Origin of the sequence: Geodermatophilus obscurus (assembly GCF_900143215.1) — a bacterium.
GTDB classification, from domain to species: domain Bacteria; phylum Actinomycetota; class Actinomycetes; order Mycobacteriales; family Geodermatophilaceae; genus Geodermatophilus; species Geodermatophilus obscurus_A.
The window spans coordinates 35,815-48,749 of sequence record NZ_FRDM01000030.1; the positions used below are offsets into that span (position 1 = coordinate 35,815).

The 12,935-nt window shown below is 73.8% G+C and carries 11 protein-coding genes; 7 read left to right on the forward strand and 4 right to left on the reverse strand.

The window, feature by feature from the left end; translation table 11 throughout:
- The first annotated feature begins 89 nt into the window (after positions 1-89).
- Genes BUB17_RS19785 through mnhG form a run of 6 tightly spaced genes read left to right on the forward strand, consistent with a single transcriptional unit; the run spans position 90 to position 6,447 of the window.
- Positions 90-2,966, forward strand: a complete 2,877-nt coding sequence (locus BUB17_RS19785) for a Na+/H+ antiporter subunit A (protein ID WP_072920399.1) — start codon at positions 90-92, stop codon at positions 2,964-2,966.
- Positions 2,963-3,454: a Na(+)/H(+) antiporter subunit C gene (locus BUB17_RS19790; RefSeq protein WP_072920400.1), complete on the forward strand. Its 492-nt coding sequence runs from the start codon at positions 2,963-2,965 to the stop codon at positions 3,452-3,454. Before BUB17_RS19785 ends, BUB17_RS19790 begins: the two co-directional genes overlap by 4 nt.
- Positions 3,451-5,154 carry a Na+/H+ antiporter subunit D gene (locus BUB17_RS19795; RefSeq protein WP_072920401.1) on the forward strand — a complete coding sequence of 568 codons (1,704 nt, stop codon included), beginning with the start codon at positions 3,451-3,453 and terminating at the stop codon, positions 5,152-5,154. The genes BUB17_RS19790 and BUB17_RS19795 overlap by 4 nt, the downstream gene beginning before the upstream one ends.
- The gene (locus BUB17_RS19800) at positions 5,151-5,717 is read left to right on the forward strand and encodes a Na+/H+ antiporter subunit E (RefSeq protein ID WP_072920402.1); all 567 of its coding nucleotides are present in this window, start codon (positions 5,151-5,153) and stop codon (positions 5,715-5,717) included. The genes BUB17_RS19795 and BUB17_RS19800 overlap by 4 nt, the downstream gene beginning before the upstream one ends.
- A complete protein-coding gene (locus BUB17_RS19805; RefSeq protein WP_072920403.1) occupies positions 5,714-6,043 on the forward strand; it encodes a monovalent cation/H+ antiporter complex subunit F in 330 nt (109 codons plus the stop codon). Before BUB17_RS19800 ends, BUB17_RS19805 begins: the two co-directional genes overlap by 4 nt.
- Positions 6,040-6,447, forward strand: coding sequence for a monovalent cation/H(+) antiporter subunit G (gene mnhG, locus BUB17_RS19810; RefSeq protein WP_072920404.1), 408 nt, complete (start codon positions 6,040-6,042; stop codon positions 6,445-6,447). Before BUB17_RS19805 ends, mnhG begins: the two co-directional genes overlap by 4 nt.
- Here mnhG and BUB17_RS19815 read toward each other — a convergent pair.
- From BUB17_RS19815 to BUB17_RS19830, 4 genes are all read right to left on the reverse strand, one after another.
- On the reverse strand, positions 6,435-7,175 hold the full coding sequence (locus tag BUB17_RS19815) for a VOC family protein (RefSeq protein ID WP_072920405.1): 741 nt from the start codon (positions 7,173-7,175) through the stop codon (positions 6,435-6,437). The genes mnhG and BUB17_RS19815 overlap by 13 nt on opposite strands.
- 30 nt (positions 7,176-7,205) lie before the next feature.
- The gene (gene leuA, locus BUB17_RS19820; protein ID WP_244277389.1) at positions 7,206-8,951 is read right to left on the reverse strand and encodes a 2-isopropylmalate synthase; all 1,746 of its coding nucleotides are present in this window, start codon (positions 8,949-8,951) and stop codon (positions 7,206-7,208) included.
- Between the two features lie 175 nt (positions 8,952-9,126).
- Positions 9,127-9,762 (reverse strand): helix-turn-helix domain-containing protein, encoded by a 636-nt coding sequence (locus BUB17_RS27000; RefSeq protein WP_072920406.1) that lies wholly within the window; start codon positions 9,760-9,762, stop codon positions 9,127-9,129.
- Positions 9,763-9,964: 202 nt separating this feature from the next.
- Positions 9,965-11,557, reverse strand: a complete 1,593-nt coding sequence (locus BUB17_RS19830) for a phospholipase D family protein (RefSeq protein ID WP_072920407.1) — start codon at positions 11,555-11,557, stop codon at positions 9,965-9,967.
- A gap of 74 nt (positions 11,558-11,631) precedes the next feature.
- On the opposite strand from BUB17_RS19830, the gene BUB17_RS19835 reads away from it, so the two are divergent.
- Positions 11,632-12,900 (forward strand): aspartate kinase, encoded by a 1,269-nt coding sequence (locus BUB17_RS19835; RefSeq protein ID WP_072920408.1) that lies wholly within the window; start codon positions 11,632-11,634, stop codon positions 12,898-12,900.
- Positions 12,901-12,935 lie beyond the last annotated feature (35 nt).

Genomic DNA, 12,935 nt, shown 5'->3' on the forward strand with positions numbered 1-12,935 from the left:
TCGTGGCCGGGTAGGCTGGGGGCCACCGCCGGCCGTCGTCCGACCGACGTCCTGGTGTCCCCGAGCCGCCCCACGACTCCCGGAGACACGTGCTCGTACTGCTGCTCCTCCACCTGATCGCCGGCGTGCTGGCGCCCGTTCTCGTGCGGTGGTGGGGGCGGCAGGCCTTCCTCGCCCTGGCGCTCGTGCCCGCCGCCGGCTTCGGCTGGGTGCTGTCGCGTCTGGGCCCGGTGCTCGCGGGCGAGGAGCTGCGCGAGACCGTGCCGTGGATCCCCGCCCTGCAGCTCGACGTCGCCCTGCGGCTCGACGCCCTGGCGCTCACCTTCGCCGCGCTGGTCACCGGCGTCGGCGCGCTGGTGCTGGTCTACTGCGCCCGCTACTTCGCCCCGGACGAGGAGGGCACCGGACGCTTCGCCGGCTACCTCACCGCCTTCGCCGGTTCCATGCTCGGCCTCGTCCTCGCCGACGACGTCTTCCTGCTCTACGTCTTCTGGGAGCTGACCACCGTCTTCTCCTTCCTCCTGATCGGGGGCTCGGGACGGCGGGTGGCCGCGCGGCGCGCGGCGTCGCAGGCGCTCATCCTCACCACCGCCGGCGGGCTGGCCATGCTGGTCGGCCTCATCCTCATCGGCCATGCCAGCGGCTCCTACCTGCTGTCGGAGATCGTCGCCGAGCCCGGCGGCGGCACCGGCGTGACCGTCGGCGTGGCCCTGGTGCTCGCCGGGGCGATCACCAAGTCCGCCCTCGTGCCGTTCCACTTCTGGCTGCCCGCGGCCATGGAGGCGCCGACGCCGGTCAGCGCCTACCTGCACGCCGCGGCGATGGTGAAGGCCGGCGTCTACCTGGTCGCCCGGCTGGCACCGGGCTTCGCCGACGTCCCCGGCTGGCGGCCGGTCGTGCTGGGCCTGGGCGTGGCGACCATGCTGGTCGGCGGGTACCGCGCCCTGCGCCAGAAGGACCTCAAGCTGCTGCTGGCCTTCGGGACGGTCAGCCAGCTGGGCTTCCTCGTGACGCTCGTGGGTGCGGGCAGCTCGGAGCTGGCCGCCGCCGGACTGGCCATGACGCTGGCGCACGGGCTGTTCAAGTCCACGCTCTTCCTGACCGTCGGCGTCGTCGACCACGCGACGGGCACCCGCGACCTGCGCCGGCTGTCCGGCCTCGGCCGGCGGCTGCCGCTGCTCGCCGCCATCGGCGCCGCCGCCGCGGCCTCGATGGCCGGGTTGCCGCCGCTGCTGGGGTTCGTCGGCAAGGAGGCGGCGTTCACCGCCCTGCTGGACGGCGGGGTGCCCGACCGCACCGCCGCGCTCGTCGTCCTCACCGGCGTGGTCGCGGGCTCGGTGCTCACCGCCGCCTACACCGCGCGCTTCGTGTGGGGTGCCTTCGCCCGCAAGCCCGGCGTCGAGGACAGCGAGCTCGAGCACCCGCCGGAGCCGCTGTTCCTGGCCGCCCCGGCCGTCCTGGCGCTCACCGGGCTGGTCCTCGGGCCGGCCAGTCCGCTGCTGGACCCGCTGGTCGTCGCCTACGCCGAGACGTTGCCGCTGCTGGCCCCCGAGGCCGAGCACCTGGCGCTGTGGCACGGCTGGCAGCCCGCGCTGGCGCTGTCGGCGCTGACCGTCGGCGGCGGTGCCGCGCTGTTCGCCGTCCGCGGGCCGGTCTCGCGCCTGCAGCGGCGGGTCGCCGTCGGCGCCTCGGCCGACGAGGGCTACTGGAACGTGGTCCAGGGGATCGACCGGCTCTCGGTGCTGGTCACCGGCACCACGCAGCGCGGCTCCCTGCCGGCCTACCTCGGCACGATCCTGGTCGTGGTGCTGGCCCTGCCCGGCACGCTGCTGCTCACCCGCGCCCCGTGGCCGGGCGAGTGGCGGGCCTGGGACACCCCGGTGCAGGCGATGGTGGGCGTCGTCGTCGTGACCGCCGCCGCGCTCACCCTGCGGATCCGCCAGCGGCTCTCGGCGGTGCTGGTCGTCGGTGTCACCGGCTACGGCATCGCCGTCGTCTTCGTGCTGCAGGGTGCCCCGGACCTCGCGCTCACCCAGTTCCTCGTCGAGACGCTGACCCTCGTGGTCTTCGTGCTGGTGCTGCGCAAGTTGCCCAAGGACATCTCCGAGCGGCACCGGCCGCGCGAGCGCGCCGTCCGCGGGGTCATCGCGGTCGCGGTGGGCGCGTTCATGGCCGCCGTGGGCGCGGTGGCGCTGTCCGCCCGCACCGCGACGCCGGTGTCGGCGGGCTGGCCGGGGCCGGCCTACGACTTCGGCGGCGGCAAGAACGTCGTCAACGTGACGCTGGTCGACATCCGCGCCTGGGACACCCTCGGCGAGATCTCCCTGGTGGTCGTCGCCGCCACCGGCGTGGCCAGCCTGGTCTTCCTCCGGGGCCGCACCGGCGGGGTCGACCGCGTGACCCGCGCGGACCTGACGCAGCAGCGCGAGCGCGGCCGGCGGGCTCCGCGGGACCGCTGGCTGGCCGCCACCGCGACGCTCGACCCGGCCCGGCGCTCGGTGGTGCTCGAGGTCATCACCAGGCTGCTGTTCCACACGATCATGGTCTTCTCGCTGTACCTGCTGTTCTCCGGGCACAACGAGCCCGGTGGCGGGTTCGCCGGCGGCCTGGTCGCCGGCCTCGCGCTGGTGCTGCGCTACCTGGCCGGTGGACGCTACGAACTGGGCGAGGCCGCGCCGGTCGCACCGGGCCTGCTGTTGGGCGGCGGGCTGCTCTTCGCCGGCGGCACGGGTGTGGCGGGACTGCTGCTGGGTGCCGGGGTGCTGCAGACGGCGATCCTGCAGGTCACGCTGCCGGTGCTCGGCGACGTCAAGCTGGTGACCTCGCTGTTCTTCGACTTCGGCGTGTACCTGATCGTCGTCGGGCTGGTCCTCGACGTGCTGCGCAGCCTGGGTGCGGAGCTGGACCGCCAGGAGGACCAGGAGGACCCGATCGAGCTGTCCCCCGGGGAGGTGGTGCTGCGATGACCCCCACGATCGTGCTGCCGTTGATGATCGGCGGGATCTACGCGGCGGGGGTCTACCTGCTGCTCGACCGCAGCCTCACCCGCGTGCTGCTGGGCTTCCTGCTGCTGGGCAACGCCACCAACCTGCTGGTGCTGTCGGCCGGCGGGCCCGCGGGCCTGGCGCCGATCCTCGGCTACGCCGACCCGGAGCAGTTCAACGACCCGCTGCCCCACGCGCTGGTCCTGACCGCGATCGTCATCACCTTCGGCGTCGCCGCGTTCCTGCTGGCGATCATCCACCGCTCCTGGCGGCTCGCCCGCAACGAGGCGGTCGGCACCGACGAGGAGGACCGCCGGGTCGCCGCCCGGAAGGCTCCCGACGCCGACGAGCTCGACCCGGACGAGCTGGCCCCCGAGGACCGCATCGCAGGCCACGCCGACTCCCTCGCCGGCGACCTGGAGGAGCTGGCGGACGACGTCGACCTGCCGGCGGGGAGCGGCACCCGGTGATCGAGGTCCTGGCCCCGCTGCCGGTGCTGCTCCCGCTGCTCGGGGCGGCCGGCGCCCTGCTGGTCTCCGGGCACCCGTCGTTCCAGCGCGCCCTCAGCACCACCGTGCTCACGGCGGTGCTCGCCATCTCGGTGGTCCTGATGTTCGTGGCCGACGCCGAGGGCGCCACCTCGGTCTCCGTCGGGGGTTGGCCGGTCCCGCTGGGCATCGTGCTGGTCGTCGACCGGCTGTCGGCGCTGATGCTCGTCGTCGCCTCGACCGTGGCGCTCGGCGTCCTCGTCTTCGCCGTCGGGCAGGGTGCGGCCGACGGGTCGGAGGAGACGCCGCTGTCGATCTTCCACCCGACGTTCCTGGTGCTGGTCGCGGGCGTGAGCAACGCCTTCCTCGCCGGCGACCTGTTCAACCTCTACGTCGGCTTCGAGATCCTGCTGATGGCCTCCTACGTGCTGCTCACCCTGGGCGGGACGGCGGCGCGCATCCGCGGCGGCATCACCTACATCGTGGTCAGCCTGACCAGCTCGCTGCTGTTCCTCGCCGCGATCGGGCTGGTCTACGCCGCGACCGGCACGGTGAACATGGCTCAGCTGGCGGTGCGGCTGGGGGAGCTGCCCGAGGGCACCCAGGTGCTGCTGCAGTCGATGCTGCTCATCGCCTTCGGCATCAAGGCCGCGGTGTTCCCGCTCTCGGCGTGGCTGCCCGACAGCTACCCGACCGCACCCGCCCCGGTCACCGCCGTCTTCGCCGGCCTGCTCACCAAGGTCGGCGTGTACGCGATCATCCGCACCCAGACGCTGCTGTTCCCGGGGGGCGCGCTCGACGACCTGCTGATGTGGGCGGCGCTGGCCACGATGCTGGTGGGCATCCTCGGCGCGGTCGCGCAGCGGGACCTGCGCCGGATGCTGTCGTTCACCCTGGTCAGCCACATCGGCTACATGGTGTTCGGCATCGCCCTGGGGACGGCGGCGGGGCTGGCCGGTGCCGTCTTCTACGTGGCCCACCACATCGCCATCCAGACGACGCTGTTCCTGGTCGCGGGGCTGGTCGAGCGCCAGGGCGGGACGACGGCGGTGGACCGGCTCGGCGGGCTGGCCCGGCGCTCGCCGCTGCTGGGGGTGCTGTTCTTCGTCCCGGCGATGAACCTGGCCGGGATCCCGCCGCTGTCGGGCTTCATCGGCAAGCTCGGCCTGCTGCAGGCCGGGGTCGCCGAGGGCAGCGCAGTCGCGTTCACGCTGGTCGCCGGAGGGGTGGTGACCAGCCTGCTCACGCTGCTGGCGGTCGCCCGCATCTGGACCCGCGCCTTCTGGCGGTCCCCGAACCAGTCGCCGGTCGAGGACACCGCCGCGGCCGCGGCCGCCGATGCCACGCTGCGGCGCCGGCCGGAGGGGAACGGCGCGGCCTCGGGTGACGGTGGCGGAACCGCGGACGGCGGGTCGCGCACCGCGCTGCAGGACGCCTGGCGCCGGCACACCGCGGTGGCGACGGCGGCCGAGCCCGACCTGCCACCCGCGGCCGGAGCGGTCCGGGCGCTGCGCCCGCTGCCGCGGACGATGGTGGGCGCCACCACGGCGCTGGTCGCGCTCACCGTGGCCCTCACCGGACTGGCCGGACCGCTCTACGGCCTGGCCGACCGGGCAGCGACCGACCTGATCGACCGCACCCCCTACACCACGTCGGTGTTCGGGACGGAAGAGGTGCCATGACGATCGAGCCCGCCGCGACCCGGCTGCGCCACCAGGTCCCGCTCGTCGTCTGGCTGGTGGTGGTGTGGGTGCTGCTCTGGGGCACCTGGTCCTGGGCGAACCTGCTCTCCGGCCTGCTCGTCGCGCTGGCCGTGCTGACGCTGCTGCCGCTGCCGCACGTGGTCGGCGGCACCCGGGTGCGGCCGCTGCCGATGCTGGTCTTCTTCGGCCACTTCGCGGCGGACCTGTTCGTGTCCGGGGCCGAGGTCGCCTGGCAGACCCTGCGCCCCGGCGGTGTCCGGCGGACGGCGATCGTGCAGGTGCAGCTGCGCGCGGACTCCGACCTGCTGCTGACGATGGTCGCCGAGGCGACCTCGCTCGTCCCCGGGTCCCTGGTGCTCGACCTGGACCGGGAGCTGCGGGTGATGACCTGCCACCTGCTGCCCGCGCGCGACCTCGAGGACGTGGAGCGGAAGAAGGCCCACATCCTGGTGGTGGAACGCCGCCTGGTCCGGGCGTTCGGCTCGGCCGCGGACCTCGCCGCCCTCGACGGGCACCGGGATGAGGGGGTGCTGGCGCCGTGACGGTGGTGGGCTTCGCGCTGTACGCGCTGATCGGTGCAGGAGCGCTGCTGGCGCTCGTGCGGCTGGCCCTCGGCCCCTCGCTGCTCGACCGGGTCGTCGCCACCGACACCCTGCTGGTCATCATCTCCGCCGGCCTGGCGGTCTACGCCGCGCTGGAGCGCTCCCCGACGGTCGTGCCGGTGCTGGTGGTCGTGTCGCTGCTGGCCTTCGTCGGCTCGGTCTCGGTCGCCCGCTACATCGGCGGGATGCTGCTGCGCTCCCGCACGGGGGACGGCCGCGACCTCGGCCTGCCGCTGGCGGCCGAGGCGCAGGGGGAGCAGCCGTGACGGCGCTGGCCGACGTCGTCGCGTTCGCCTGCCTGCTGGCCGGCGCCGCCCTGTGCCTCACCGCCGGGCTGGGGCTGGTGCGCTTCCCGGACGTGCTGTCCCGGATGCACGCCGGCACCAAGCCCCAGGTGCTCGGCGTCCTGCTCGTGATGGTGGGCGCCGCCATCCGGCTCGACGGCTGGGCCAACGCCTGGATGCTGCTGCTCGTGGCCGCCTTCCAGCTGCTGACCGCACCGGTCAGCGCGCACCTGATCAGCCGGGTGGCCTACCGCCGCCGGCACGTCCGCCGCGACCTGCTGCTGGTCGACGAGTTCCGCGGGGCCGGCCACCAGGACGTGTGGTACCAGGGGGACGAGCCCAAGGACGCCCCGCCCGAGGAGCCCGGGCCCGTTCAGCCCAGCTGAGCCAGCCGGAAGGGCAGTCCCTGGTCGTCCCGGCACTCCGCCATCCGGCCGGAGTGCTGCCCGGTGACCTCGTCGGCCCGCCCGCCCGCCGTCCGGACCGCGGCCACGGCGACCTCGATGTCGTCGACCGCGTACAAGGGGACGGCGCCGAGGTCGGAGGTCTGCCCGCCGTGCAGGCCCACCGTCGGCGTCTGGCCCGGCACCTCCCAGCCGTCGTCGACCCGCCCGGGGCCCAGCGACCAGCCGAGCACCGCTTCGTAGAAGTCGCGGGCACGCGCGCCGTCGGGCACCTGCAGCGTCAGGTGGACCGTGTCGCCGGGCCGGACCGGCGGTCGCGCAGCAGCCGGTCCGCGATCCGGCGTCTGCAGCATCCAGCGGTGCCCGAAGGGGTCGACGACGACGCCGGTGCGCCCGCCGGGGCCGTCGGACGGCGGCCGCTCCACGGTCGCGCCGGCTGCGGCGGCCCGGTCGACGGCAGCCTCGACGTCGGACACCGCGAGGTGCAGCGTGACGCCGACCCGGCCGGCGTCCGGCGCGGCCAGCCCCAGCTCGGGGTACTCGTCGGCGAGGTAGAGCGTCGCCCCGCCGACGTCGAGCTCGGCGTGCCCGATGCGGTCGTCGTCCATCACGTGCGGCTCACCCACCAGGCGGGCGCCGAGGGCGTCGGCGTACCAGGCCGTCGCCGCCCGGGCGTCGCGCACGGTGAGGTAGGGCGTCAGCTGTGACATCGCGGGGCCTCCGGCGGTGGACTCCTGCTGCTACCGCTGGGCCCGGTTCACCGCCGAGACGACCGCGCGCAGCGAGGCGGTGACGATGTTCGGGTCGATGCCCACGCCCCACAGCACCCGGTCGCCCACGGCGCACTCGACGTAGGCCGCGGCGCGCGCGTCCCCGCCCGCGGACATGGCGTGCTCGGCGTAGTCGAGCACCCGGACGTCGACGTCCACCGACCGCAGCGCGTCGACGAACGCGGCGATCGGCCCGTTGCCGCGGCCCTCGACGGTCATCGGGACGCCGCCGTCGACCAGCTCGACCACCATCTCGTCGAGCTGGTCGCCGTGCGCCCGGTGCCGGTGACCGCTGAGGGAGAAGCGGCCCCACGGGGCGTCGGGGTCGGGCAGGTACTCGCTGGAGAACGCCGCCCACATCTGCCGGGCGGTCACCTCGCCGCCCTCGTCGTCGGTGTGCCGCTGGACGACCGCGCTGAACTCGATCTGCAGCCGGCGCGGCAGGTCCAGCTGGTTCTCGGTCTTCATGATGTAGGCGACGCCGCCCTTGCCGGACTGGCTGTTCACCCGGATGACGGCCTCGTAGGTGCGGCCGACGTCCTTGGGGTCGATGGGCAGGTACGGCACCGCCCACGGCATCTCCGAGACCGGCTTGCCGGCGGCCGCCGCGTCGACCTCCAGCGCCTTGAGGCCCTTGTTGATCGCGTCCTGGTGCGAGCCGGAGAAGGCGGTGTAGACCAGGTCGCCACCGTAGGGGTGCCGCTCGTGCACGCCCAGCTGGTTGCAGTACTCGACGGTGCGGCGGATCTCGTCGATGCCGGAGAAGTCGATCTGCGGGTCGATGCCCTGGCTGAACAGGTTCAGGCCCAGGGTGACCAGGTCGACGTTGCCGGTGCGCTCGCCGTTGCCGAACAGGCAACCCTCGATGCGGTCGGCGCCGGCGCGGTAGCCCAGCTCGGCGGCGGCGACGGCGGTGCCGCGGTCGTTGTGCGGGTGCAGCGACAGGACGACGGCGTCCCGGCGGCCCAGGTTGCGGTGCATCCACTCGATCTGGTCGGCGTAGACCGTCGGCTCGGCCATCTCGACCGTCGCCGGCAGGTTGATGATCGTCGGCCGGTCGGGGGTGGGCTCCCACACGTCGGTGACCGCGTTGCAGACCTCGACGGCGAAGTCGAGCTCGGTGCCGGTGAAGGACTCGGGGGAGTACTCGTAGAAGACCTCCGTGCCGGTCATCTGCTCGGCCAGCTTGCGCACCACCTGCGCGCCGTGGACGGCGATGTCGACGATCCCGGCCCGGTCGGAGTCGAACACGACCCGCCGCTGCAGGGTGGAGGTGGAGTTGTACAGGTGGACGATCGCCTGCTTCGCGCCGCGCAGGGACTCGAAGGTGCGCTCGATGAGCTCGTCACGGGCCTGGGTGAGCACCTGGATGGTGACGTCGTCGGGTACCAGGTCGTCCTCGATGAGCTGGCGGACGAAGTCGAAGTCGGTCTGGCTGGCCGCCGGGAAGCCGACCTCGATCTCCTTGTAGCCCATCCGGGCCAGCAGCTCGAACATCCGCCGCTTGCGATCAGGCGTCATCGGGTCGATCAGTGCCTGGTTGCCGTCGCGCAGGTCGACGGCGCACCAGCGCGGGGCCCGGGTGGTCACCGCCTCCGGCCACGTGCGGTCGGGCAGCACGATCGGCTCGAAGGGGGCATAGCGGGAGATCGGCATCCCCGACGGCTGCTGGGGGTACCGGACGTGCGGATGGTTCTCGCTCAGGTTCCTGCTCACGGGTTCTCGCTCCTCTGGGCGCGGGCTGGACGCAGCTCCGGTGGGGCGGTCAGCAGGCGCCGAGGACGCTCTCGGTCACGGCGGGTCCCCGCGGCGAGGGGGCCGACCTAGGAGAGGGCCTCGCCGCGGCGGGTAAGCAGGAGGCTGCCGCGCACAGGGCCACGGTAGCAGCGAGTCAGGCGAGGTCACAGCCACACGGGCAGTCCACGGCATGCCTGGGCGGTCCCGAGCCGTCGTCGACCTCGTCGCACCCGGGTGGACACGCGCAGGTCAGGCCGTCGTCGGCCGGCTCCCCGGCGGCCGCGCGCCGGCGTTCCCGTTCCTCCGCCGCGCGCCGGCGCGCCGCCTCCTGCCGCCGGGCCCGCCGCTCGGCCGGCGAATTCCCCGGCACAGGCACGTCGTGGTCCTCCGGCGTCCCGGCCCGTGCCCGCCGGCGGTCCCGCGCGGTGCGGTCGAGGCCGAAGGTGAACCACGGCTGCCGCCGGTCCGGGCGGTGCGCCCACCGGTCGGCCACCGCCTCGGTGTGCTCGGTGTCCAGGTGGGCGGGTAACCGGCGTCGGGTCGCGTCCCGTGCACCGCCGGGGTCCATGCCGGCCACCTCCCGTCCGTCGGCGTCGAGCAGGACCAGACGCAACCCGGCCAGCCCTGCCGCCCGCGCCAGGGCGCGCGACGGCAGGTCCCGGGTCCCTGCCTCGGCGTGGGCCACGGCCGACACGCTCAGCCCGGCTTCCGAGGCCAGTTCCCGTTGTGACAGGTCGGCGGTGCGCCGGATGCGCCGGAGCACTCCGCTGAGGTCGAAGCCGTCCGCCACCGGGCCATGGTGCGGTGGAAGGCGCGTGCACGGGCCGAACCGGCCGCACCTGTGGACGAGTCCTGATCGTCCGAAGCCAGACGCGGGATACCCCCTCCGGCATCCTCGGGCGCTGCTCACAGGGCGAAGCAGGGGCTGAGGGACCGGGACGACCCACCCCGCCCGTGTCCACTGCTGTCCACGGTGGCGGAGCCGCGAGGGCTCAGAACTCCTTGGCCAGGCGCATGCGCCAGGGACGGCCGTCGGGGTCGTCGACCAGGCGGTAGACCGGGGTCGCCCACAGCCGGGTGGGCAGCGACAACCGCGGCGGGGAGTGCTCGCGCAGCCGGCCGCGCGGGCGCGGACCCCGGCGGCCGCCGGCGTACCAGGCGTCGAGCTCGGCAGCCGAGTCATCCATCGCCGCCACGAAGGCGTCGGGGTCGATCAGGTCGTCGTCCTCGCTCCCGTCGGCCGCGCGGTCCAGGTGCTCGCGGGCCAGCTCCAGCCGCAGGTCGCGGGCAAAGGTCCGGGCGCCGTCACCGGTGCCGGCCGGGTCGCGGGGCTCACGCGGGTCTCGCGTGGTGTCCAGCACGGCGGAGGAGAGCTCGCTGTCGTGGGTCCAGGAGCGCCGGTTGAAGTTGTCGCTGCCGATGCTGGCCCACACGTCGTCCACCACGCAGACCTTGGCGTGCACGTAGACCGGCGTCCCCTCGTGGTTCTCCACGTCGAAGACGTGCACCCGGTTGCGCCCGGCACGCTTGCACATCTCCAGCGCCTGCCAGCGCCCGACGTACTGCGACCGCTCGGCGACCGCGCCGTCCTGGTCGGGCACCCGCGGCACCACGACGACCAGGTGCAGCTCCGGGTTGGCGGACAGCGCGTCGGCGAACAGCCGGGCGACGTCACCGGACCACATGTACTGGTCCTCCAGGTACACCAGCCGGCGGGCTCGCTGGATCGCCTTGGAGTAGCCGCGGGCCACCGACCGCTCGCCGCGTGGCGCGAAGTCGTACGGCGGCCGGATCGCCGGGTAGGTGCGCAGGTTCTGCACCACGTGCGGCCCGCACGGCGACGGGGGCGGCAGCTGCGGCGGCAGCGGGGTGGGGTCCAGCCGGGCGCCGCGCAGCCGGTCGAGGACCCACGCGATCGGGTTGCCCGAGTCGGCGTTGGTCGGGTCGTCCCAGCGCTCGCGGAAGATGGTGTCCAGGACGCCGACGGTCGGCCCGCGGAGCATCAGCTGCACGTCGTGCCACGGTGGCGATTCCCCGTACGCCGCCGACATCGCGAGCGGCTGCGGATCGCCCCTGTGCTCGGCGTCGTCCCGCCTGCCGTGGCACAGGTCGATCCCGCCGACGAAGGCGACGTCCTGGGTCGGGTCCTGGTCGTGCCGCAGGACGACGAGCTTCTGGTGGTGGCTGCCCCCGCGGCGCACCCGCTGGTCGAGGATCACCTCGCCGCCGCCGTGCTCGACCTCGTCGTCCAGCGCCCGGTTCTCCGCCGCGCTGAACGACATCCAGTCCACGTGCGAGCGCCACACCAGACCGCGCACGCAGACCCCGCGCCGCACCGCGTCGGTGAACAGCTGTGCCACGGTGGGGCCGCCCGGGCGCAGCTCCTCGTCCGGGTCGCCCCGCCAGTCGGTGAAGAACAGGTGGTCCCCGGCGTCCAGCCGCTCGACGCACTCGACCAACCGGTCGAAGTACGGACCGCCGTGCACGAGCGCTTCGACGAGGTTGCCCTCGGTGCAAGCGGGCAGGGACGTCGCCGGGTTGCCGCGTTCCTCGGCCGTCAGCAGCCAGCGCTCCACGTCGTCCACCCGGTGATCACAGCGCCCTGCTCAGGGGGACGCAAGCACGGCTGCGCCCCGGGACCTCGGTAGCCTGTGGACCCGTGGCCCTCGTCGTCCAGAAGTACGGCGGCTCGTCCGTCGCCTCCGCAGCGCACATCAAGCGCGTCGCCGAGCGGATCGTGGCGGCCAAGGGGGCCGGCGACGACGTCGTCGTCGTGGTCTCCGCGATGGGTGACACGACCGACGAGCTGCTCGACCAGGCCGCGCAGATCACCGACAACCCGGCCGGCCGCGAGCTGGACATGCTCCTCACCGCGGGCGAGCGCATCTCCATGGCCCTGCTGGCCATCGCGATCAACACCCACGGCTACGAGGCGCGGTCGTTCACCGGCTCCCAGGCCGGGGTGATCACCACGTCCAGCCACGGCAAGGCGCGGATCATCGACGTCACGCCCGGCCGGCTGCGCGACGCCCTCGACGAGGGCTCGATCGTCATCGTCGCCGGCTTCCAGGGGGTCAGCCAGGACACCAAGGACGTCACCACGCTCGGCCGCGGCGGCTCCGACACGACCGCCGTGGCCGTCGCCGCGGCGCTGCGGGCCGACGTCTGCGAGATCTACACCGACGTCGACGGCGTCTTCACCGCCGACCCGCGGATCGTGCCCAACGCCCGGCGGCTGGACACGGTGACGTACGAGGAGATGCTCGAGCTCGCCGCCTCCGGGGCGAAGGTGCTCATGCTCCGCTGCGTCGAGTACGCCCGCCGCTACGGCATCCCGGTGCACGTCCGCAGCTCCTACTCCCAGCTCCCCGGCACCACGGTGACCGGCTCGATGGAGGACCTCACGGTGGAACAGGCCATCATCACCGGCGTCGCGCACGACCGCTCCGAGGGCAAGATCACCGTCTTCGGGGTGCCCGACCGGCCGGGCGAGGCCGCGCAGCTGTTCCGCGTGCTCGCCGAGGCCGAGGTCAACGTCGACATGATCGTGCAGAACGTGTCGGCCGCGGCCAGCAAGCTCGCCGACATCTCCTTCACGCTGCCCAAGAGCGACGGGCCGGCGGCCCTCGCCGCGCTGGAGAAGGTCAGGAACACCATCGGCTACACCGACGTCACCTTCGACCAGCACATCGGCAAGGTGTCGCTGGTCGGGGCGGGCATGCGCTCGCACCCGGGTGTGTCCGCGCGCTTCTTCGGCGCGCTGGCCGACGCCGGTGTCAACCTGGAGCTAATCAGCACCTCGGAGATCCGCATCTCCGTGGTGTGCCGGGACACCGATGTGGACCTCGCCGTCCGCGCGGTGCACGACGCCTTCGACCTCGGCACCGACGAGGCGCAGGCCGTCGTCTACGGAGGGACGGGACGATGAGCCTCTTCAGCAGCGACGGGCTGCGCGTCGGCGTC